Genomic DNA, 21,525 nt, shown 5'->3' with positions numbered 1-21,525 from the left:
AATTCCGGCGATAAAATCATGCCCTGCCCACATAATAAACCCCCAAGCTTAAACAGCTTGAGGGTCTGCATCCATCATTACTCCAGCATCAATTTTTCCAATTCGAGAGGCTCTACATGCTTTCCATCCTTAAAGGCTCTCATATTGCCCCCGGAGATCTCGTCTATCAAGGCGATATGCCTGTCTTCTCCTACTCTACCAAATTCAAACTTGATATCATAGAGCTCTATGCCGCGTTTTCCCAGCTCTTCTTTTACTATTGCTCCGATTTTCTTCGTGAGCTCCTTCAAAACCTTATATTCGTCATGAGAAAGAATTCCCAGCATATCCAGGGCATCCTCAGTGATAGGCGGATCCTGGCGATCATCATCCTTCAATGTCACTTCTACAAAGGCGTCCAGAGCCTGGCCCTCCTCTGCATACATGCCGTATCTGCGCAGGAAGCTCCCTACAGCCCTATACCTGCATATGACTTCCAGTCCCTTGCCGAATAATACGGCAGGCTTCACTGTCATGGTCGCCGCATCTATATCTGCATCCACATAATGAGTGGGTATGCCCTTTTTATTCAGTATCTCAAAAAACATCTTGGTCAGTCTAAGGCCTGCTCTCCCCGCTCCTTCCATGGTCAAGCCCACAGAGTTTGAGCCAGGGTCGAATACTCCGTTTTCACCCGTCATATCATCCTTAAATTTGAGCAAATAATTTCCATCTTCAAGAAGAAATACATCTTTGGTTTTTCCTTTATAAACAAGCTTCATGCAACATGGCTCCTTTTATATAAATTTGAAAACTTTTAATATACATTATACTACATGCGAACATTTTTTTAAATATATTTTTAAATGTTTTTGAGCGCATCTGCATCATTACTTCTATTGCCTGTATTTATAAGCTATAAGTCCTTGTATTCCATCAAATGTTGCAACTCATCTCCAGGATATTGTTCGTATATTCTTTATCATCCTCATCCTCTTCTTCCTCCACCAGGCAAGGCAGCCTTATAGTGAAGACCGTCCCGCAGCCTAACTCACTGCTCACCTCAAGCCTTCCCTTATGCTCTTTTATGATATGATTGCAAACGTAGAGCCCCAGGCCTGTGCCCATACTTTTTGTAGTAAAAAAGGGAGTTCCTATTCTGGCCAGATCAGCCGGGGAGATACCCTTTCCATTGTCTATCACGCTTATGTACATTTCATTTGCTGCCTCGTCATAGCCCGTCTCGATGATGAGCTTGGCGCCCGGCATGCCTTCCATAGCTTCTACAGCATTTTTGCAGAGATTTAATATCACTTGATTTATCTGGCCTTCATCGCAAAGCAGGTACCTTTCCTCCTTGGAATTCTCAAAGCAGACATCAACCTTTTTTACAATAGAAGTGCTCAAAATGAGGCTTTCCGCAGATTGAAGCAAATCACACATGGATACCTCAGTGAATTCAGTGTCCCTGGGCCTCGCCATAAACAAAAACTTGCTTATGATCTGGTCTATTTCGTCCACATTTTTGCTTATCTTCTTTGCATGCTTGATCGTTCCTTCTTCTTTTGTCAGAAGGCTTATCAATTGGCAGCTGCCTTTTATGGTGGTGAGGTAGTTCTTGGTTTCGTGGACTATGCCGGCCCCCATCTGCCCCAATAATGCAAGCTTCTCCTGCTGCATCAGCATATCCTGCCTCTTCAATATCTCATGCTTGCTTTCTTCAAGCTGCATGTATGCCTCTTCAAGCTTGATATTTTCCAGCTTCATTTTTTCATAGGGATATTCTACATAGGTTACAAACACAGACTTGTATATATAATAATAATAAAATGCTCTGAGAACGTGCCCGTAAACAACGTTGAAGGAATAGATAGATGAAAATGCTATGGACATTATTTCGGTGGGGATAGCCATGAGAAGAGCCATGTAAAGATGCCTGAAGGACACAGGCGAATTATGATCAAAATGTTTTCTCAAATTTATCATGCTCAAAAATATGAGCAATACGACTGCAAATTCTATCGCTTCTTTAGCCAATGTAGATCCTTCAATAGTGATCATTTTGGGAAAAATCCAGGGAAATCTATATATAATTGCCGCTGTCCCAAAGGGGATGATCATGGCGATAGCGAGAGCAAGCCATTTATTCAGCTTGATATTCAAAACGTTTAGGGATACGAGATATAGAACGACTGCCTCGGAGAACCTCCCCAATATCCAGTATTTCATGTTTAAATCCATAGAAATATCATGTGCAAAGGATTGGCTTACAAACAGATATGCATGATAAGCATCATAAATTGTGACAGATAAAAAGCCAAAGCCTATGATATAGTTTATTTTCAGCATTTTATCCACCGTATTCCATACTATCAGAAATGTAGATGCTCCTATGAATAAGCACACCGCCTCAAGGAAGGTATGAATAGCATAAATATGGCTTTGCCATAAAGTATAATAGAGAATGACTGAAGTTATAAATCCAATAATAAGAACAAAAATATAATGAATAAATGGCGATTCCCTTTTGTCCATATAATTTAACCCCCAATTCCCTTTACGGATTATGAACAATAAGCAATTTATGACTGGTATACCAATTGCCGCCAAGTATTTATATATTCTAGATAAATTTGTAAAATCCTCTAATTTTCATATCATCTATATATTTTTTTGATTCTCTGTCTTCTTCATCCTCGCTGACACAAAGTAAAAAGCATTGATTTTTTCTATTTATCATATTTTATCTATTCAAATTATCAATCTTTGGTGAAGTCTTGTTATGCTATACTGATAAGGAAATTATTTTGAATATTTATAGATGGAGTGTTTAAAATGGATAAAGTGATCAAGAAATTGCCTCTGCCCATTTCCGGTCTCATGCTGGCTTTAGCCGCCGGTGGCAATCTGGTATTGTCCTACGGAAGCATATACAGGAATATACTCGGGATATTGTCTTTTATAATACTCGTGCTTATTGCGGCAAAAGTAATAACTGCCCCCAAGGCGGTGGCCGAAGGCATGAATAATCCGGTGGTAGCCAGCGTATTGCCTACCTTCTCCATGGGGCTTATGCTTCTATCAACCTATATCAAACCACTTTACCCGGCCTTAGCCTTTGGCATATGGATTTTCGCCCTTTTGCTTCACGTATTGCTCATCGTTATTTTTACCGTGAGATACATCCTGAAATTTGATATAAAAAAGGTCTTCCCCAGCTATTTTGTTGTATATGTCGGAATTGTGGTTGCCAGTGTTACGGCGCCGGTATATGACATGGCCTTATTGGGCAGATATTTGTTCTGGTTTGGCCTTGCTTCCTATTTGATATTGCTGCCTGTAATATTATATAGAACCTTTGCCATAAAATCCGTTTTGGAGCCGGCAATGCCCACAATTGCAATATTTGCAGCCCCTGCCAGTCTTTGCTTGGCCGGATATATGAACTCCTTTCAAGAGAAGAGCTTAGCTATGGTAGCTTTTTTAAGCGTACTTGCCCTGATGATGACCTTCGGCGTTATTCTTTATCTTCCGAAGCTTCTCAAGTCAAAATTCTATCCCAGCTTCTCTGCCTTTACCTTTCCCTTTGTGATAAGCGGGATAGCCATGAAGCTGACAAATGGGTACCTCATAAAAGCAGGAAAGGGATTCCCGGTATTGGCTTATATAGTGAAATTCGAAGAAATCCTTGCAATGGTTATGGTTTTTTATATCTTAGCAAGATATATAAGCTTCTTGACAGCAAAGGATGAGATATCGGCAGTTCCCAAGCAAGCGAAAGCATAGCACGAAAAAGCAGTTTGAAAGTCCCGAGACCTCCAAGCTGCTTTTTTTAATGTATATTTTATCACTGAACTAACATTCAGTGAGGGTTGAATCCCCCTCTGAATGAAGTCTCGTTCAATCTATAAAGTGATTTCTCCGTCATCAATCAGCTTTTCTGCCACATAAGCCGCAACCTTTCCGGTTATCTTTACGCAATGCCTTTTCCTTTCCGGTGAAGCAAATTCAAAATCTTTGGTTATAACTCTGCAGCAAGTGCTTTTGTATTCCCCTTTAATATAATTATGGAGATCCGCAGACATGGGAAGCATTTTCTCATTCATCGCCTGTCCGTGATTTCTGCCATAGGCCATACCCAACGCCATGACGCCGCCGCTTATGGCACCGCAAACACAGCCTGATTTTCCTATGCCGATAGGGAATCCGGAGGCAAGCTTGGTCACACTATCGTCAAAAGGTTTGCCCAGGACATCGTTTATTGTCTTCACTACAGCCTCAGAGCAGAAAAATTCTCCTCTTTCAAAATAACCTTCCGCTGTTTCCTTAATTTTTTTTATGAATTCATCTTTCTCCATATTCTATAATTCCTCCTCAAGCCAGCTATATCGCTTCTATTTCTAACTATTACTATACTAACACATATACGACAGGTGAATTATTGTTTATCTCAATGGCATTTTTCTCTTGAATAGATATTATCTATCTAAAGCTTAAATCGATGCTAATAAAATCTTATTGACTTCCATATCCATCAAATATATCATAGTATTAGATAAGCATCTACTATACGAATATGTTTTATGAGTTTAAGAGGTGATGATTATGGAAATTCCCAAGGAACAGGTAACATTTACAGTTCATCCCCCGGTAGAATTCATATATGCGCTCAATTTTACAGCAAACGAAGAGTCCTTATATAAATTCTACCTGGATTTTAATTTCAGCCCTTCAGAGGAGCTTCGGCTGTTGATCGAAGAAATGAAATCAAAGCTGTCTAAATACATGAGCAATGAGCTGATATACTTCTTTGAATGGCAAGACATGCTGCATATATTGGGAAGAATTATTCTGGAAAACGAAACCATCAAAACCACACAGGATTTGATACGCTTTATAGAGCAAATCTGTGATAAAGAATTGCTTTCCTATATAATCAGGCAGGCATTATACAGCGAGAACGATTCCAGCCAGAGCCTTGTTTGCTGGAGCGATTGCCAGCATATAGCCGGCAATATCAGGCAATTGATTTCTGATATGGATGACAAAACCGACGAAGATAAAGAAAAACTCATGGAATGTGTGGAAAATCCATCGGAAATAAAGGCCAGGCTATGCCTTCTCATGACGCAGTTCTATGAGAAATGCTATAAGCCTGTAGAGCATAAGATATTGATAAAATTAGAATCAACGAAAGAGAAATATGAAAGACTGCTGCATGAAGACCCGAATTATTTTGACAAAGAGTTTCTGGGCAATTTCTCGGGCTTTAAATATGAAAGGATGAAAATCCATATAAGCTACTTCACGCAGATAAGGCCGTGGCTTTTCCATACTAAGCCATACAATGATACCCTCTGGGTCAATCTGGGGATATATACCGATCAATATCCCAGGAAAATGTTCACAAAAGCAAAGGTTCAAAAATTTGTAAAGCTTCTGTCGGATAAAAAACGGTTTGAGATGGTTGAAATGCTCGGAAAGAAGCCTCATTACGTATATGAGCTTGCAGCCGCCCTGGAGCTTACGCCTCCCACGGTGTCTTATCACCTGACCTCATTGACCGATTTAAATCTTTTGCGCATAGAGAGAAAAAACAACAGAGCGTACTATTCCTTAGATAGAGAAATAGTAAGAGAGCTGCTAAAAAACGCTGAAGAAGTTTTACTGGCATAGGATAGATAAGTTTATAGCTGGAGGAAATTATGCAGGACAGATTTGAAAAGAGATACCATGATAATTGTGTAATCTATATAGTCATATATGCATTCATAGGAATGATGACCGGCCTGATATTTGATGCTTTGATCACATTTCTCATGGCCGTATCACCGGACATCGCCAAGAGCATGGCTTCTTATATGGGAGTTGCAACCTTTGCAGCGTCATCCATAACCATATTGGCACCCAAAACCGGCTATAAAAAGATAATAATATTTGCAGCCATCATCACATCGGCTTCCCTTGCAGCAATATCCTACGTTCAAAATCAATGGTTTATAAGCGCCTGCCTGTTCTTGCTGATGACAGGCATTACACTATTTGATGTAATATTATCTCCCTATATAGCCACCTATACAGCAGCGACAAGCCGGACCTCTTTTCTGACGAAAGCATCCTGTGCCAGCGTGCTTGGGACAATAATAGGAACCTTTGCAGGCGGACCCATGATAGTTTTTTTATTTTCAAGAAAGCTGAATATTCCATATAATGCAGCAAAAATATTGACTCAAGACATAAGCTCCTTTAGCTTCGGATATTACTCCGGCTATATTGATGCGCATCGCATCGTAATGATGGTTTTTGCAGCAGCCTCCACTCTGATCCTTATCCCGGCATTCAGCATAAAAGAATCGGTTGGGGATCATGATGCTTCTCATTCAAAAGAAAAACAAAGCTCCGGTTTGCCGGAGCTTTTAAACAAATATGTCGTCCTATTCCTTATTTACACAATACTGAGCAGGTTTGCCGCTTCTCTGATAGCTCCTTATGTGTCCGTATACCTGACCAAAATAGGTATAAACAGGGCAGCTGTATCGATGCTGGCAACGCTGCAGTATTTATCGGCATTAGTATTTATGGCGTCATCGGGCAAGCTTGTGAAAAAAATAGGGCAGATATATGCCACAGCCGCTTTATGCCTGGCTTCTGTACCATTTATGCTCATTCTTGCAAAGGGACATAGCTTCGGCAGCCAAGCAGGATTTATAGTCGGAACGGCTTTGTTCTTCAGGGCAGGATTAGCTAATGCTTCCGTCCCCATCGTCAACTCATTGGCCATGGAGCTTGTTCCTAAAAAATCCTGGGCTTTATATGCGAGCCTGGTATTCATGATGCAAAGCACGGCACAAATATTTGCCGGCCTATTCACAAAGCTTTATTTGTTCAATAATTCCGGTGGTTATGCCGATGCCTATTACTATGCGGCAATAATATATATCGCTGCCCATGGCATGCTGTTGATTGTCTTTTCTAAAAAATATAACTGTGCCGAAAGAGCAGGGTGCAATCAAAAGCACATTTCCAGCACTACGGGGCAGTGATCGCTGCCCATTACCTGTGAGTGTATTTCTGCATCCTTCATGCTTTCCTTTAATCTCTCCGAAACAATAAAATAGTCAATTCTCCATCCCACGTTTTTGGCTCTTGCGTTGCCCATATAGGACCACCAGGAATAAGCTCCCTCTTTATCGGGATAAAAATGGCGGAATGAGTCTATGAAGCCTGAATCCAGCAATTTAGTCATCTTCTCCCTTTCCTCATCGGTAAAGCCTGCATTCCTCCTGTTGGATTTAGGGTTCTTCAAATCTATTTCCTTGTGAGCTACATTCAAGTCACCGCAAAGTATTACGGGCTTTACCCTGTCCAGCTCCATCAGATATCTTCTGAAATCATCCTCCCATTTCATTCTGTAATCAAGCCTTGCCAGCTCTCTTTGGGAATTGGGTATGTAGGCGGTAACAAGATAGAAATCCTCATATTCCAGGGTAATAGCTCGTCCCTCCTGGTCATGCTCGTCCATTCCGATGCCGTACTTAACGTCTAAAGGCTTTTTCTTCGTAAAAACAGCCGTACCGGAATAGCCTTTTTTCAATGCATAATTCCAATACTGCTCATACCCGGAAATATCCATGACTATCTGATCCTGCTGCAGCTTTGTCTCCTGAATGCAGAAAATATCCGCATCCTCATCTCTGAAATACTCCAGGAATCCCTTGCCTACACAGGCCCTGAGGCCATTTACATTCCAAGAAATCAGTTTCATACAATTCCTCCACAATAAGCTTGTCTTAAATATATTTTCTCTGCTTCAGTATAACATTAATCCCTTCATGATTTAAAGCTATAGATGATAATCTTTTATATTTGTATTTTTGTTGTTGAAATCATCCGTTGAACAGTATTTTGAAATAATGTCCAGATGAGCCTGGGACATGGCAGGGCAAACTTTCAATATACTGTCTATCACATAGTCGATATTATCATCATCTACTTTTTTAGCTCTGACGCCGTCATCAAAATACATCTCTTCACCCTTTAAAGAGTCAAATATTGCATCTACCGCCGGCATCTGCATGACCGTATCGCTTTCCAAACACTTTTCCGAAAAATACAAAGCCCCGTCATCTATTATAAACTGGCCGTATGCGTATTCCTTCTTTCCCGTCTCCGAGCCATCCTTGTCGCCGGAATTGCAATCATACTGAATATGCTCCACATGCTTTAAGTCAAGAATATTGCTTTTTTCATCCCTTGTCAGGATGCACCTCGGCCAAAGCTCCAGCAGCTTTTTCTTCATTGGCTTGGTCATATCCTCTCCAAACTCAGTAATAAACTGCTTCATAGATATCGTCTTCTTCATTTTATAATTCTTTTTCATCACCATAGTCTCCCTTTTACTTTATTTTTCTCCTATAATCGGACATACCCCCTAAACAGTTATATTTCCGCACTTGACAGTACTATTCAAGTCTTACAGAAGCCGGAGATGGCAGTAGCTCCGAAGGCAATTTAAAGTTAAAAGCCACCTGCATGAAGGTGGCTTTTGTCATTTATATCTTAGATCTTAACAACATTAGCTGCTTGGGGTCCTTTGGGTCCTTGTTCTATTTCGAACTGCACCTTTTCCCCTTCCGTTAAGTTCTTATGAGCGTCCTCGCTCTGTATTGCTTTATAATGAACGAAAACATCCTTCTCGCCTTCAACTTCTATAAAGCCGTAACCCTTCTCCGAATTAAACCATTTTACTGTTCCTACCTTCATGAACCGTCCTCCTATAATTAAAACACTTCTAGCCATCATGATTTTGAAATCAATGATGTTTCTCATTATATATATATTGTACCACAACCAGAAAAAAATATCCTGTCGATTGAAAAACTATACATTTTTGAGAATTTGGACAAACTTTGCCGATGTGGGGGACAAGGATACGCTTTTTAAAAAGCAAATGCCTATGCTCCTCTTTGGGATGCTTTCCTCTAAGCTTACTTCAAACAGTATTTCTTTCTTCAAATACTCCTGAGAAAATTCTTTTATCACGCAGGATATGCCGAGATTTATCCTGGAGAACTCCAGCAATAGATCATGAGAGCCAAGCTCGATCTCAGGTTTTATTGTCACGCCCTTTGACAGGAAATACCTTTCCACGTACCTTCGTGAGTTTGATTTCGGCTCCAGAAGTATGAGGGGGAAATGATTTAATTCCTCCAGGCTCATAGGCTCCAAGAGCTTATCTCTGTATGCTTCTCCGCAGACAAATATATCATGTATGTCCATGGCTTGTATGATCTCTAAGGCAGGATCTTCTATGGGCAAATTGCATATGGCGATATCGATTTCCCCCGATTTTACCAATGCACAGAGCTCTAAAGTGGTGCTGTTTATTATTTTAAGCTTTATATTAGAATAGGCTTTGTGGAATTTCTCCAGATAAGGCAGCAGGAAGCAGCGGGAAATGGTGTCTCCCACTCCAATCTTCAATTCTCCTGATGATAGGTTTTTCCATTCATCCAGCTTTTCTTCACCTTTGGAAATAAGGTTGATGGCGGAATTTATATACTCAAACAGCATGCTGCCTTCATTTGTAAGCATTACCCCCCTGGAGGTCCGTGTAAAAAGCCTGAGCCCCAGCTCCCTCTCGAGCTGCATTATGGACTGGCTCACGGCAGGTTGAGTCATAAAAAGTATGGATGCAGCCTTCGAAAGGCTTTTTTGTTTTGCCACCTCGCAAAAAATCCTGTATAGCTCCAGCTTGACCATAATATAACTTCTCCTTATATCTATTATAAAAGATATTTATTTTACTTATATCACATAATAGTATATAGTACAAGTATAGAATGCATATTAACAGTTAGAACAAAATTAAGGGGAGATTTGGAATGGAAAGAACGGTTGGGACTATAGTTCGTGGTCTTCGCACTCCGATAATAATGCAAGGCGATGATATTCCGTCTATTGCTGTGGATGCCGTATTGAAGGCTTCAGAAGCGGAAGGCTTTCCCATCTTTGATAAAGATGTGTTGGCAGTGACCGAATCTGTAGTAGCCCGAGCCCAGGGCAATTACGCAGGCATTGATGCCATCGCCAAGGATATACATGCAAAATTCGGCGACGACACTGTCGGTGTGATTTTCCCTATTCTTAGCCGAAATCGCTTTGCCATATGCTTGAGAGGCATAGCAAAGGGTGCAAAGAGAATTGTTCTCATGTTCAGTTATCCGTCCGATGAGGTGGGCAACAATTTGGTGGATATCAATGTTTTAGACGTAAAAGGAGTAAATCCTTGGACCGATGTGCTGACTGAAAAGGAATTTAGAGACTATTTCGGTTACAACAAGCATACTTTTACAGGTGTTGATTATATAGAGTATTACAAATCCATAGCAGAAGAATATGATGTGGAATGCGAGATAATATTCTCCAACGATCCCAAGACCATATTGAATTATACCAAAAGCGTGCTTGCCTGCGATATCCACACAAGGGCAAGGACCAAGAGGATTCTCAAGGAAAACGGGGGAGAAAAAATCTATGGCCTGGAGGATATTCTGACTGCCTCAATAGACGGCAGCGGGTACAATGACGAATACGGCTTATTGGGCTCCAATAAAGCTACGGAGAACAGCATCAAGCTTTTCCCCAGGGATTGCCAGCCTATAGTTGAAAGAATACAGGAGATGCTTTTTGAGAAAACAGGCAAGAAGGTTGAAGTCATGGTCTATGGGGACGGAGCCTTCAAAGATCCGGTGGGCAAAATATGGGAGCTGGCCGACCCAGTAGTTTCTCCCGGGTATACATCCGGCCTTGAGGGCACACCCAATGAGATCAAGCTGAAATATATAGCAGATAACAATTTCGCCCATTTAAAGGGCGAAGAATTGAAGAAGGCCATATCAGAATATATAAAGAATAAGGAAACAGATCTAAAGGGCAAAATGGAAACTCAAGGCACCACTCCGAGAAGGCTCACAGACCTTATCGGTTCCCTTTGCGACCTCACCTCCGGCAGCGGAGACAAGGGCACGCCCATCATATACATCCAGGGCTATTTTGATAACTATACAAAGTAGAAGCGAGAAGCAGTGGGGATTCCCACTGCTTTCTATGTTTTAGCGGTGATGTTGGCGATAGAGCGCATCAGCAGTCTCCTGTCCTTCACGCAGGATCGCCTGCTCGTCCTGCTTCAATAAAACACGATCCTCCATGAGAATGTCGCCTTGCACCATCACAAACACAACGTCGTGGCGATTGGCGTTGTAGACTATGGTAGTAACAGGGTCGTCAAATACAGGTGTCATATTGGCGGTATTCATATCCAGCATGATGATGTCCGCCTCTTTGCCCACTTCAAGCGAGCCGACACGTGAATCGATCCCAAGGGCTTGTGCAGGCTCAATAGTCGATTTTCGCAGGGCCAGTCGTGCATTCATATCGTCAATTGTGCAACCAAGCAACCGGTCAGCAATGATCGTGATGCGCATGTTAGTCCAAGGATCGGTCGTAACCCAGTCCGTACCGAATACAAATCGTGCTCCGCCGTCGATAATATCCTTCATGGGCGGCAGTGCACCACGCTTACCGGAGGTTTCACCGCAATGTGCAAAAGTTACTCCGCCTTTACGCAGCAGTTCAATATCCCGCTTTGTAACAAACTTGCAATGCGCTGCGACAGTATCTGTCCGCATCAGCCCAGTTTCGCACAAGTATTCCACGGGCGTCAAGCCGTAAGTTTCACGTACAAAAGAAACCTCCTGCATCTTCTGTGCTACATGTATATGAAAACCAACTCCGAGGCGCTCGCCCTCAGCGACAATCTTCTTGGCCAGCGGGATAGATATTGTATCTACCGCATGCGGCCCCAGCTTGCACAAAATACGACCACCGTAGGTATTGTGCCATTTTTCCACCAGGCGTACGCCTGCCTCCAGCCGTCGCTGTCCTTCCTCAGGCAGCAGTGTATAATCTAAATCGCATAGCCGCGACAGATTGCGCTCAATGATCTTGTGCGCCAGCACACCGCGGATGCCCATATCGGCAACGGCCTTTGCCGTATCATCCATATAATGATACATGTCGTTGATACATGTAACACCACCCTTAACCGCCTCAAGAATGCCAAGCATGCTCATAGTGTAAGTTGCATCGGGTGTGAGCACATCCTCCATGGGAAGTGCCAACCTGTAAAATCCATTCGCCATATCTTCCGTCAAAGCCTTGAACAACGAGCCGCACACATGCGTATGGTAGTCCACAATGCCGGGAAGTATGGCCTTGTTTTTTGCGCAGATGCGTCGATTCGGCTCTGTTCGACCGTCGTAATCACCGGTGCCAATACCGACAATATGGCCATTTTCCACCAAGATCCAACCGTCAGTGAGAATATCATCTGCTGGATTTACCGTAATAATTGTTCCGTGTTCCATAAGTATCATCATATAGTTTTATCTCCTTTCAAAAGTTCGCTGCGGCGCAGCGCAGTAACTGCTGCGCTGCACAAAGTTGCTATTACCCCAAAATACCGGATGGAAGCATGATGTCGACACCAGGCCCAATCGGAAGTCCAATCCACATCCAGATCAGTAAAAAGATAATCCACACGATTTGCAGCACCACAGCGATGGGCACCATGCTTGAGACAATGGTTCCTATGCTGAGCTCCGGGTCATACTTGCTGCGTGCTGTATCCAAAAGGATCCAAATATATGGGCACATAGGCGTGAGGCAGTCTACCGGCGAATCACCTATGCGATAGAGAAGCTGTGCAAATGACGGATGGTATCCCAACAGCATAAACATAGGAACAAATACAGGTGCAAAAATTGCCCACTTTGCCGAGCCTGAATACACTATAATATTGATCAATGCGCTGATTAGAATGAACACTACGCACATACCCATCCCCGTAAAGCCTATTTTCTGGAGGAAGTTAGCACCGCCGATAGCCAACAATGTACCAAGATTGCTCCACTTGAACAAGCCATTGAACTGACCGCAGACGAAGCAGAACAAGATGAAACTGGCAAGCGTTTTGCACGCCTCAATCATGGAAGCATTTACATCCTTGGAGCTTTGGAACTTCTTCGCTGCAAAGCCGTAAGCCAGACCAACAGTAACAAAGAACAAGAACAGCACAGCCGTAATATTCTTCAGCAAAGGAGAGCCGATGAATGCGCCATCCTCTCCGGAAGTCAATCCCGTAAAGAAGCTGATCAGCACCAGCACGATAAAAATCAGCGCAGCAATACCCGCTGCTCGCAGGCCCTTCTGCTCCTTTGCGCCTACAATTACGTGCATTTCCTCATTATTACCTTTATATATACCAAATCGCGGGGCAACAACCTTTTCGCATAACAATGCGATCACAAAAGTGCACATAAAAGTAGAAGCAATCATAAAATACCAGTTGCCCGTGATATCTGCCGTAATGACGCTGTCTGGAAGGAACCCTGCGATAGCGCTGTTGGTGATGCCTGCCAGCGTAGCATCCGTACCTGCGATCATAATGTTGGCGGTAAAACCTGCCTGTGCACCGGCATAAGCATTGATCATGCCCACTATAGGGTTTTTCCCGATGCTCATGTACAGCACAGCGGCCAGAGGCGGCAAAACAATGATAGCCGTATCAGAGGCGATATTGCTGCAAACTGCAATAAAGGAAACTGCATATGCGACAAGGCTTGCAGGCACCTTTCGAAGGCTGGAATGCAACAGCGTGGTGATTAAGCCGGAATTTTCACAGATACCGATACCTATACTCAGCGCTACGACCAAGCCGAGCGGTGCAAAGCTGGTGAAGTTAGTAATCAAATTGCCCAGGAACCATTGTAGACCATTCTTGGTGAACAGATTATTGATAACGACCTTCTCATTGGTAGCAGGATTGACACTGCTGATACCACTCCAAGAAAGTACTGCACTAAGAATCGCAATAAACACAAATAACCAGACAAACAGGATGGCAGGCGGCGGCAGCTTATTACAAGCGCGTTCGACGCCATCTAGAAAGCAGTTAATAAACGGCTTTTTCTCTTTCTTCTCAGCTGGAATCTTCTCCATTCCTCATTCTCCTCCTTTTTGATATAAAATACATCAATAGCACTTAGTGCCCTCCCTTGCACCTTACCCTATCGCCTCCTTTACTCTATTTGCATATCATTTGCTATTTAGTATAGGGATAACGATAGTGTATGTCCAACACCAAAAATCCGTAATAATTACAATCTTTTTGTTGTAGAAAGAAAGAGATTTTTACCGTATAATTATGTCAATGGGAGGGATTTTCATGAATTTGTTGCGCATTCATTATTTTCTGAAAGTTTCGGAGACCCGAAATTTTACGCATGCAGCCCGGCAGCTTTATGTGTCTCAGCAATCGCTGAGCAAGCAAATTGCTGCGCTTGAGGAAGAAGTGGATGCCGTGCTGTTCAAACGCAGCACGCCTCTGCAATTGACCCAAGCGGGAGAGATTTTTTATCGATATGCCAAAGCTGTGCTACGGCTGCACCACGACATGCGCAACGAACTTGCAGACGCAGCGGACCCTATGTGCGGAACATTGACCATCGGTGTTGCGCACACGCGCGGACGGCTGCTAGTTCCAGAACTGCTTGAAACCTATCACCGGTTATATCCACGCATGCAGATAAACCTGCACGAAAGCTGCAATTCCGACGTATTTCAGCAGTTGCTCGACAGAAACGTTGATTGCGTGGTGTCACGCGGCACACCTGTCGTATTTGGCATTGAAACTGTCCAATTCTACGATGAGGAAGTATCGCTATTGCTACCGGATGCATTGCTGCGTCAGCTTTACGGTGATAAGACCGAAGTCTTGCTTTCGCAGCTGCGCGAAAAGCTAGACTTTAACCTGCTCGCAAATTGCCCGTTTCTGCTGCTGAAGGAAGGAGAAATCATTCATTCTGTAGCGGAACTGCTATTCGCAGAATGCAGCTTTACGCCTCGCGTCTATGCTCATGCCGAACACCTCGATACTCTGCTGGATCTGTGCAGCCGCGGGCTTGGAGCCATGTTCTGCCCTAGTCTATTGCTTCGTTCTCCAAATGTTCGTATAAAACAGCGGCAGATGCCACCGCAGTTGCATGCCATCCATATTGACCATCCCCAAGCGAGATATTCAGTAAATCTATCCTATCCTGCAAATGCGTATCTCAACGCAGCGCTACAAGCATTCATCAATACTGCGATGGAAATAGGAACTCGCATGCTTAACGACGGCGAATAAATCGCATATTTTAAGATTAAAAGATATGCAGCTATTCATAAAAAATACTTGGGGGAGTACCCCAAGTATTTATAAATGAATATATCTTAATCTATAAAAATGTAGTGAATTAACCATACCCACTGCTTTCTATATGAAATCATGTTTTTTGAAGTAAATGAGACATATGGCTATAACAATCCCGCTGAGCAAAAATGCAAAGGGATAGCCCATAACCCAGCTAAGCTCGGGCATATATTTGAAGTTCATGCCATACCAGCCTGCGATAAGGCTCAAAGGCAGAAATATTGCAGTGATCACGGTAAAAAGCTTCATTATCTTGTTCAGATTTATATCAACCTGAGCCTGGTAAGCTTCTCTGACTTGAGTTATATAGTCTCTGAGATTTAAAACGTTTCTATTCAATCTCTCTATCCTATCCTTAAGTATGGTGAAGTATCTGACAGACTTTTCATTTATCAGCCCATTTTCATTCTCTTCCAATCCTTCGGCGATATCCAAAAGAGGCTCATAATATCTCTTGAGAAAAAGGAGCTGCTTCCTCAAGCTCACGATGTCCATGATATAATCCCTGTTCTCCCCTTTTATTACCAGCTCTTCTATATCCGATATATCCTCCTCTATATCCTTCAGTATCTCATTATCCGACGCAGTCAGCCTGTCCAAAAATATATAGAGTATCCTCTCCAGATCTATGCTGTTTCCGTCTATTTCATCTTTCACAGCCTTTATCATATCTGAGCTGCTGTCTTTTGTCACAAAAATTAGGTAGTTGGAGGTCAGATAGAAATTCAGCTCCGAAGCCAGAATAAAATCTTTTTCTTTATTGATGATATTTATCACGCCAAAGCTGAAACTTTCATATACCTCAAGCCTTGGCACCTGATTATTGGATAAGCATTCATCTATGGTTCGGGAATTGAAATTAAAAAAGCCATTAGCATTTACCATCTCTTCGGGGGTTAAAAGCAGCCAATACCGGTTCCCCTTTTCCCTTGACATATCATCGAACCGGCAGTTCTCTAAGCCCCTGGGCGTAATCTTATATATCTCCATAGCTTATTTATCCCGTGTGGGCAGTATCTCCAGCCAATAACCATCCGGGTCCTCTATAAAATATATGCCCATATCCTTGTTTTCATAGCAAATGCAGCCCATCTTCTTATGATGTTCATAAGCCGCTTCAAAATCATCTACCCTGAAGGCGATATGAGATTCATTATCCCCCAGATCATAGGGCTCAGTCCTATCCCTGAGCCAGGTGAGCTCCAGTTGATGCTCTGTGATGCCGTCGCCTAGAAAGACCAGTACAAAATCCCCATCCTTATGCTCTTTCCTTTTTACCTCTGAAAGGCCCAATGCTTCTTTATAAAAGGCTATGCTCTTTTCCTGATCCAGCACATTGATATTGTTATGTATAAATTTGAATTTCAAAGCCATACACCTCCTGTGGATTTTCTTTTATTATACCAATAAATTGGGAATAATAATACTTATGCTTGAAAGGCTTTGGTATAATATATATTATTAATATTAAAAAAGGTGGGCTGCCCATGAAAAATATAAAGATCCGGTACCTGTTCAACAGCGGCTTTTCGATAGAAACCCCAAACCACCAGCTGGTATTTGACTACTGGAAAGGCCCTTTGAAAATCGGGGATAAGAGCATTCTCGTCTTTTCATCCCACGGACATCCCGATCATTTTAACCCGGAGATATTAAAGTGGAGAAATGCAAACCCATATATAAAATACATATTCAGCGATGATATAAGCGCCGGCAGCCTTGATGACAGCATTTACTTTATGCCGCCCAATAAGGAGATTGAAATAGGCGATGTAAAAATCAAAACCTTGGGCTCCACTGACCTGGGAGTCTCCTTTTTGGTGAGTGCAGACGGCATAAGCATATTCCATGCCGGAGACTTGAACTGGTGGTATTGGTGGGATGATACCCCGGAAGAAATCCGTACCATGGAGCAGACTTTCAAAAATGAAATCCATAAGCTTCGGGATGTAAAGATCGATGTGGCTTTTTTCCCTGTGGACCCAAGATTAAAGCACAACTATAGCTTGGGCGGAGAGTATTTCATTAAAGAAATAAAGCCTGAAATATTCATCCCCATGCATTTTGGAGAGGATTACAGAGCGATAAAGGCCTTTGCCGATAAGGTAAAGGAATATCCTGCAAAGCTTATTGAAATAACTGCTAAAGGCCAGGAAATATATATTTAAACAGGAGGTATGCAAATGTTTAAGCTGGATGGAATAGAAAAGATGAATGAGGAGCAGAAGCTTGTATATATGCTCATTTTATTGGAGGGCCAATTGAGCTCGGAGCGGGATGCCCTGGCAAACCTGTCCAATGCGGCCGCAATCATTAAGGCCGTAATGAACAGGCTCAATTGGGCCGGCTTCTACATCATGAGAAACGGCGAGCTGGTTTTAGGCCCATTTCAAGGGTTGCCGGCCTGCAACAGGATAAAGCTGAGCTCAGGCGTTTGCGGAGCTGCTGCGGCATCAAGAAAAACTCAGCTGGTTCCCAATGTCCATGAATTTCCCGGACATATAGCCTGTGACGGCGCGTCAAACTCTGAAATCGTAATCCCCATTATCAAGGATGAAATTGTTTATGGCGTATTAGACTTGGATAGTCCCGAGTTCAATAGATTTACGGAATTAGAAGCCAAATACCTTGAGAAATATGTGGAAAAGCTCAATAAGTATATCGACTGGAAAGAGATTTAAAAATAACTTTAAGGAGAAAGCTATGGAAACATCATTTAATAAATTTGGATTGAAGCAGAGCCTGATAGAAGGCTTGAAAAAAGAAAATATACAGTCCCCCACAGCCATACAGCAAGCGGCTATACCGCCGGCCCTTGAGAATAAGGATATAATAGGCCAATCAATAACAGGAAGCGGCAAAACTCTGGCATACCTCCTCCCCATACTCCAAAGGGTGGATGCGGAGAAAAAGGAGGCACAGGCCATAATACTTGCTCCTACTCATGAACTGGCTATGCAGATTTTCGGTGTGATAACCGCGCTGTCAAAAAACTCGGGGCTTCCTGTCCGCGCTGCGTCCATCATCGGAAGAGTCCGAATAGACCGCCAGATAGAAAAGTTAAAGGAAAAACCTCATATAATAGTAGGTTCGCCAGGCAGGATACTGGAGCTTATAAAAATGAGGAAGATAGGCGCCCATACCGTAAAAACCATTGTGGTAGATGAAGCTGACAGGCTTCTGGATGAAAACAATCTCTCCCAGGTAAAGGATGTCATCAAAACTACGCTGAGAGACAGACAGCTGATGATGTTTTCTGCCACCATGAATGAGGGCACAATAAATATTGCCAAAACCATGATGAAAGAGCCTGAGATAATAAAAATTGAAGAAGAACTGATGAACCCTGATATAGAACATATGTACATAGAAGCAGAGCAAAGAGATAAGATCGAAGTACTGAGAAAAATAGTCGCTGCTATCAAGCCGGAAAAGGCCATAGTTTTTCTCAACAAGAACGAAGAGATACAGGAGGCCACATTAAAGCTCAGGTTCCACCATATTAAAGCATACGGAATATATGGAGATGCATCCAAGGAAGAGCGCAAAAAAGCTCTGGAAGATTTCAGGAAAGGCAAGCTTCAGCTTCTCATCGCTTCCGATATAGCCTCCAGAGGCCTTGATATCAAGGATGTGACCCATATATTCAATCTTGACCTGCCGGAAAGCCTGAAGGAGTACCTTCACAGAGCCGGCAGAACAGGCAGAACGGGCAATACAGGTGTAACCATTTCAATAGTAAACGAAAAAGAGGCAGCTATGATAAAAAGGATCGAAAAAGCCTATGATATAAGGATCAAAGCTAAGCGGCTATACGGAGGCAAGCTGCTGGATCGATGAAATGAGCAGCAGCACGTTTTTGCCCTCGTCTATGATTCTTTCAGCTTGCTGAAAAATTTGCGGAATTCCCTGGCTTTTTGCTTGTCTGCCGTTTCTTCTCCGTATCGTACTTTTATATAAGCTTCTCTCATATTATGGAGGGCCTCTTCATCAAACTCTCCCGTAGATTTGTCGTTGATCTGCAGAGTGGTATCAGAGCTTTTTATCTCGATATCCCTGGAAATGCACAGCTTTAAGAATTTCCTATAATAGTATCTTATATATTCTTCATACCTTCTCATATTAAACGGCAGGGCAAGCCTTCCCAGGGCTTTGCCTTCCTTATCTTTTTTTATGAATTCCCTGGTTTCAGTATATTCTTCCTTTTCCCTCTTTTCATAGAATCGCCTCGTAAGAAGTTTTATGGCCATATATAGCAGCAGTAAGACCAAAATACCCGAGACTATATGCGCAAGCGCATTAAAAATCCAGCTTTTGCTGATAATGCTTATCAAGTCCTGCCCGTTGAGATCCTCAATATTGCCAAAGAGGAATTCAGACTCTTCCATGGCCTCCGGCTTTATGACCCTTCTTTCCAGCAAGCTTCTCACAAAAGCTATAACATATTTCAAGCCATAGCCTACAGCGAGAAATACTCCGTAAAGCAAGTATATCACAAGTTCTAAAAATCCATCGTACAGCCGGTGCAATATGCTTCCCATGGCCTGCCTAACCTGTTTGATGCTCAGCATCAGAGACAGCCCCACTATTATCATGGAATATCTCAAGTTTATTTTATGGAGCTCTTTGGTATTTTCATTGAACTGACAGAGCCTCATGGATCTGTTCAGCATCACTGATGTGACCAGGAAAATTATTATAAACGGGATGGATTTGGCTTCTATTATGCCGAAGCTGCCGGTGGGGATGGCTATGGCAAACATGGCCGCAAAAAACATTAAGCCTTTTTGAAACCTTTCTATGGCCATATAGTAGCCTATCTCATTCAAGCCTTTGTATATCACGTATAAGGAATATGATACAATAATCGATATGAAGATCATGTCTGCCAGGTTTTTGGCAAAAGCAAAGAATGCCGGCAATAGAGCAATAATCGCATATAGCCACCGGCTCTTTCTTTTCTTCATAGCATAGGCTGCCGGAACAATAAAACTTACCAACAGGTAAAGGAAGCCCGGGAGCTTGACCTCATCTATGAAGGAAAGAAAATAAAAGCTTAATGCAAAGATAAATGAAAAGTCACTGAATATTTTAATCATAAAATCCTGCTTCATAGGCTGTTCCCTCTTTCAATATAGGTCAATATATCACCGCTGAGGCAGCTCAAGTTGTTTTTGTCCATGGATATGACCACTGTTTTCATCGACCTTTCTCTCAGACGGTTTATCGGCATTATATATTCCTCCAGCATGGCAGGAGTAATTATTACAAATGTAGTAAAGCTCATAGGGCTCGTCATCAAGCTGTTGAGCAGTTCTTCGAAAGGCATGGCGATACTGTAGCCTATCCTCCCAAGGTTTTCTACGGTATTGCTGTAATGGGCCTTTCCGAAGCCTGCTTCACCAATGTTTTCATTCCCCGGAAACCCGTCGTAATGAGCATCGCAGGCAAGCCCATAAGGTATGCCGGCTTCTTCAAAATGCTCAACCACGCCTCTTGCAATGGAAATACATTTTTCAATTTTCCCTACGTTCATACCGCTCCAGAAAGGCTTTGAGGATTCGATATTCAAAGCGATCATCACCGTGTTATCAGTGGTATAATCAAATTTTTTCACCATCAGGCTTCCTGATTTCAGCGAAGAGGGCCAGTGTATGGTCTTAAAAGGTTCGGAGCCCGTATACTCTCTGATGCCCACCGTCAATATAGGGTCATCAATGATCCATCTCCTTACCGATATGTCCCCATAGCAATTCCCATAGGGCATTATGGCTTCCTCTAAGTCCGCTTTCTCAGGCAAAGCCACGACCTCCTGCAAATGCTCCCTGTCTTCGGCGGTCGTATTCAAGCCCAACATATCCCCTGCTATCAAGGTCACATCTCTGAAGATGAATCTTCCGCGCTGACTGCAAAAAACCTTATAGACCCGTTTTATCCTCTGGTAGGGCAGCATCATCATCGCCATCTTATGAAATATGTATTCCCCTGATTCGGTAACACCGGCTTTGAACCTATATTTGAGAGCCTGTGGAAGCTTCTCGATAATCTGGAGAAAGGTAATTGGCAAAAGCTTATTGTTCTCCGCTACTGTGGCTATTTCAAATTCTTCATCTATTTCGACTGTCTTCTTGCTGATCTCTCTGCTGTAAGAAAAATCATGCAATACATAGCTTTTGGATATTCGGTTCAGCACAAGGGCTATAGCGACCAAAAAAAACAATACATAAATCATA

The 21,525-nt window shown here is 42.6% G+C and carries 21 protein-coding genes; 8 read left to right on the top strand and 13 right to left on the bottom strand.

Annotation, left to right across the window (positions count from 1 at the left end):
- Positions 1–77: 77 nt before the first annotated feature.
- Together LJD61_RS17025 and LJD61_RS17020 are read right to left on the bottom strand one after the other, a co-directional pair.
- Positions 78–761 (bottom strand): phosphoribosylaminoimidazolesuccinocarboxamide synthase, encoded by a 684-nt coding sequence (locus LJD61_RS17025; RefSeq protein ID WP_255228753.1) that lies wholly within the window; start codon positions 759–761, stop codon positions 78–80.
- A 154-nt stretch (positions 762–915) separates the two neighbouring features.
- The gene (locus LJD61_RS17020; RefSeq protein ID WP_255228752.1) at positions 916–2,514 is read right to left on the bottom strand and encodes an MASE3 domain-containing protein; all 1,599 of its coding nucleotides are present in this window, start codon (positions 2,512–2,514) and stop codon (positions 916–918) included.
- Positions 2,515–2,814: 300 nt separating this feature from the next.
- Here LJD61_RS17020 and LJD61_RS17015 point away from each other — a divergent pair, with 300 nt between their 5' ends.
- Positions 2,815–3,765 (top strand): TDT family transporter, encoded by a 951-nt coding sequence (locus LJD61_RS17015; RefSeq protein WP_255228751.1) that lies wholly within the window; start codon positions 2,815–2,817, stop codon positions 3,763–3,765.
- Positions 3,766–3,884: 119 nt separating this feature from the next.
- Here LJD61_RS17015 and LJD61_RS17010 read toward each other — a convergent pair whose 3' ends face one another.
- The gene (locus tag LJD61_RS17010) at positions 3,885–4,337 is read right to left on the bottom strand and encodes a C-GCAxxG-C-C family protein (RefSeq protein WP_255228750.1); all 453 of its coding nucleotides are present in this window, start codon (positions 4,335–4,337) and stop codon (positions 3,885–3,887) included.
- Positions 4,338–4,584: 247 nt separating this feature from the next.
- Between LJD61_RS17010 and LJD61_RS17005 the strand changes: the two genes are divergently transcribed.
- Together LJD61_RS17005 and LJD61_RS17000 are read left to right on the top strand one after the other, a co-directional pair.
- A complete protein-coding gene (locus tag LJD61_RS17005; RefSeq protein WP_255228749.1) occupies positions 4,585–5,655 on the top strand; it encodes an ArsR/SmtB family transcription factor in 1,071 nt (356 codons plus the stop codon).
- 29 nt (positions 5,656–5,684) lie between these two features.
- Positions 5,685–7,022, top strand: a complete 1,338-nt coding sequence (locus tag LJD61_RS17000) for an MFS transporter (protein ID WP_255228748.1) — start codon at positions 5,685–5,687, stop codon at positions 7,020–7,022.
- Here LJD61_RS17000 and LJD61_RS16995 read toward each other — a convergent pair.
- From LJD61_RS16995 to LJD61_RS16980, 4 genes are all read right to left on the bottom strand, one after another.
- Positions 6,989–7,744 (bottom strand): exodeoxyribonuclease III, encoded by a 756-nt coding sequence (locus LJD61_RS16995; RefSeq protein ID WP_255228747.1) that lies wholly within the window; start codon positions 7,742–7,744, stop codon positions 6,989–6,991. The genes LJD61_RS17000 and LJD61_RS16995 overlap by 34 nt on opposite strands.
- Positions 7,745–7,822: 78 nt before the next feature.
- Positions 7,823–8,359: a hypothetical protein gene (locus tag LJD61_RS16990; RefSeq protein WP_255228746.1), complete on the bottom strand. Its 537-nt coding sequence runs from the start codon at positions 8,357–8,359 to the stop codon at positions 7,823–7,825.
- A gap of 179 nt (positions 8,360–8,538) precedes the next feature.
- On the bottom strand, positions 8,539–8,742 hold the full coding sequence (locus LJD61_RS16985) for a cold-shock protein (RefSeq protein WP_255228745.1): 204 nt from the start codon (positions 8,740–8,742) through the stop codon (positions 8,539–8,541).
- A gap of 117 nt (positions 8,743–8,859) precedes the next feature.
- Positions 8,860–9,744 (bottom strand): LysR family transcriptional regulator, encoded by an 885-nt coding sequence (locus tag LJD61_RS16980; RefSeq protein ID WP_255228774.1) that lies wholly within the window; start codon positions 9,742–9,744, stop codon positions 8,860–8,862.
- A gap of 119 nt (positions 9,745–9,863) precedes the next feature.
- Between LJD61_RS16980 and LJD61_RS16975 the strand changes: the two genes are divergently transcribed.
- Positions 9,864–11,054 (top strand): coenzyme F420-0:L-glutamate ligase, encoded by a 1,191-nt coding sequence (locus tag LJD61_RS16975; protein ID WP_255228744.1) that lies wholly within the window; start codon positions 9,864–9,866, stop codon positions 11,052–11,054.
- Positions 11,055–11,093: 39 nt separating this feature from the next.
- Here the strand turns inward: LJD61_RS16975 and LJD61_RS16970 are convergent, their stop codons facing one another.
- Both LJD61_RS16970 and LJD61_RS16965 read right to left on the bottom strand, forming a co-directional pair.
- Positions 11,094–12,419 carry an amidohydrolase family protein gene (locus LJD61_RS16970; RefSeq protein ID WP_255228743.1) on the bottom strand — a complete coding sequence of 442 codons (1,326 nt, stop codon included), beginning with the start codon at positions 12,417–12,419 and terminating at the stop codon, positions 11,094–11,096.
- A 70-nt stretch (positions 12,420–12,489) separates the two neighbouring features.
- Positions 12,490–14,040 (bottom strand): AbgT family transporter, encoded by a 1,551-nt coding sequence (locus LJD61_RS16965; RefSeq protein WP_255228742.1) that lies wholly within the window; start codon positions 14,038–14,040, stop codon positions 12,490–12,492.
- A gap of 226 nt (positions 14,041–14,266) precedes the next feature.
- Here LJD61_RS16965 and LJD61_RS16960 point away from each other — a divergent pair, with 226 nt between their 5' ends.
- Entirely contained in the window at positions 14,267–15,226 is a 960-nt protein-coding gene (locus LJD61_RS16960; protein WP_255228740.1) for a LysR family transcriptional regulator, read from the top strand.
- Between the two features lie 129 nt (positions 15,227–15,355).
- Here LJD61_RS16960 and LJD61_RS16955 read toward each other — a convergent pair whose 3' ends face one another.
- Positions 15,356–16,282 (bottom strand): magnesium transporter CorA family protein, encoded by a 927-nt coding sequence (locus LJD61_RS16955; protein WP_255228739.1) that lies wholly within the window; start codon positions 16,280–16,282, stop codon positions 15,356–15,358.
- Positions 16,283–16,285: 3 nt separating this feature from the next.
- The gene (locus tag LJD61_RS16950; protein WP_255228738.1) at positions 16,286–16,666 is read right to left on the bottom strand and encodes a VOC family protein; all 381 of its coding nucleotides are present in this window, start codon (positions 16,664–16,666) and stop codon (positions 16,286–16,288) included.
- Positions 16,667–16,779: 113 nt separating this feature from the next.
- On the opposite strand from LJD61_RS16950, the gene LJD61_RS16945 reads away from it, so the two are divergent.
- From LJD61_RS16945 to LJD61_RS16935, 3 genes are read left to right on the top strand one after another with little or no spacing between them, the layout of a single operon-like run.
- Positions 16,780–17,460: an MBL fold metallo-hydrolase gene (locus tag LJD61_RS16945; RefSeq protein WP_255228737.1), complete on the top strand. Its 681-nt coding sequence runs from the start codon at positions 16,780–16,782 to the stop codon at positions 17,458–17,460.
- A gap of 15 nt (positions 17,461–17,475) precedes the next feature.
- Entirely contained in the window at positions 17,476–17,973 is a 498-nt protein-coding gene (locus LJD61_RS16940) for a GAF domain-containing protein (RefSeq protein WP_255228736.1), read from the top strand.
- Between the two features lie 22 nt (positions 17,974–17,995).
- Positions 17,996–19,132 (top strand): DEAD/DEAH box helicase, encoded by a 1,137-nt coding sequence (locus tag LJD61_RS16935; protein ID WP_255228735.1) that lies wholly within the window; start codon positions 17,996–17,998, stop codon positions 19,130–19,132.
- A 29-nt stretch (positions 19,133–19,161) separates the two neighbouring features.
- On the opposite strand, the gene LJD61_RS16930 is transcribed toward LJD61_RS16935, so the two are convergent.
- Both LJD61_RS16930 and LJD61_RS16925 read right to left on the bottom strand, forming a co-directional pair.
- Positions 19,162–20,406: a hypothetical protein gene (locus tag LJD61_RS16930; RefSeq protein WP_255228734.1), complete on the bottom strand. Its 1,245-nt coding sequence runs from the start codon at positions 20,404–20,406 to the stop codon at positions 19,162–19,164.
- Positions 20,403–21,524: a DUF58 domain-containing protein gene (locus tag LJD61_RS16925; RefSeq protein ID WP_255228733.1), complete on the bottom strand. Its 1,122-nt coding sequence runs from the start codon at positions 21,522–21,524 to the stop codon at positions 20,403–20,405. The genes LJD61_RS16930 and LJD61_RS16925 overlap by 4 nt, the downstream gene beginning before the upstream one ends.
- Position 21,525: the final 1 nt, after the last annotated feature.

This window comes from Lutispora saccharofermentans (assembly GCF_024363565.1).
Lineage (GTDB): Bacteria > Bacillota > Clostridia > Lutisporales > Lutisporaceae > Lutispora > Lutispora saccharofermentans.
The sequence above is the reverse complement of the archived record's forward strand: the minus strand, read 5'-3'. Positions and strand labels throughout refer to the sequence as shown.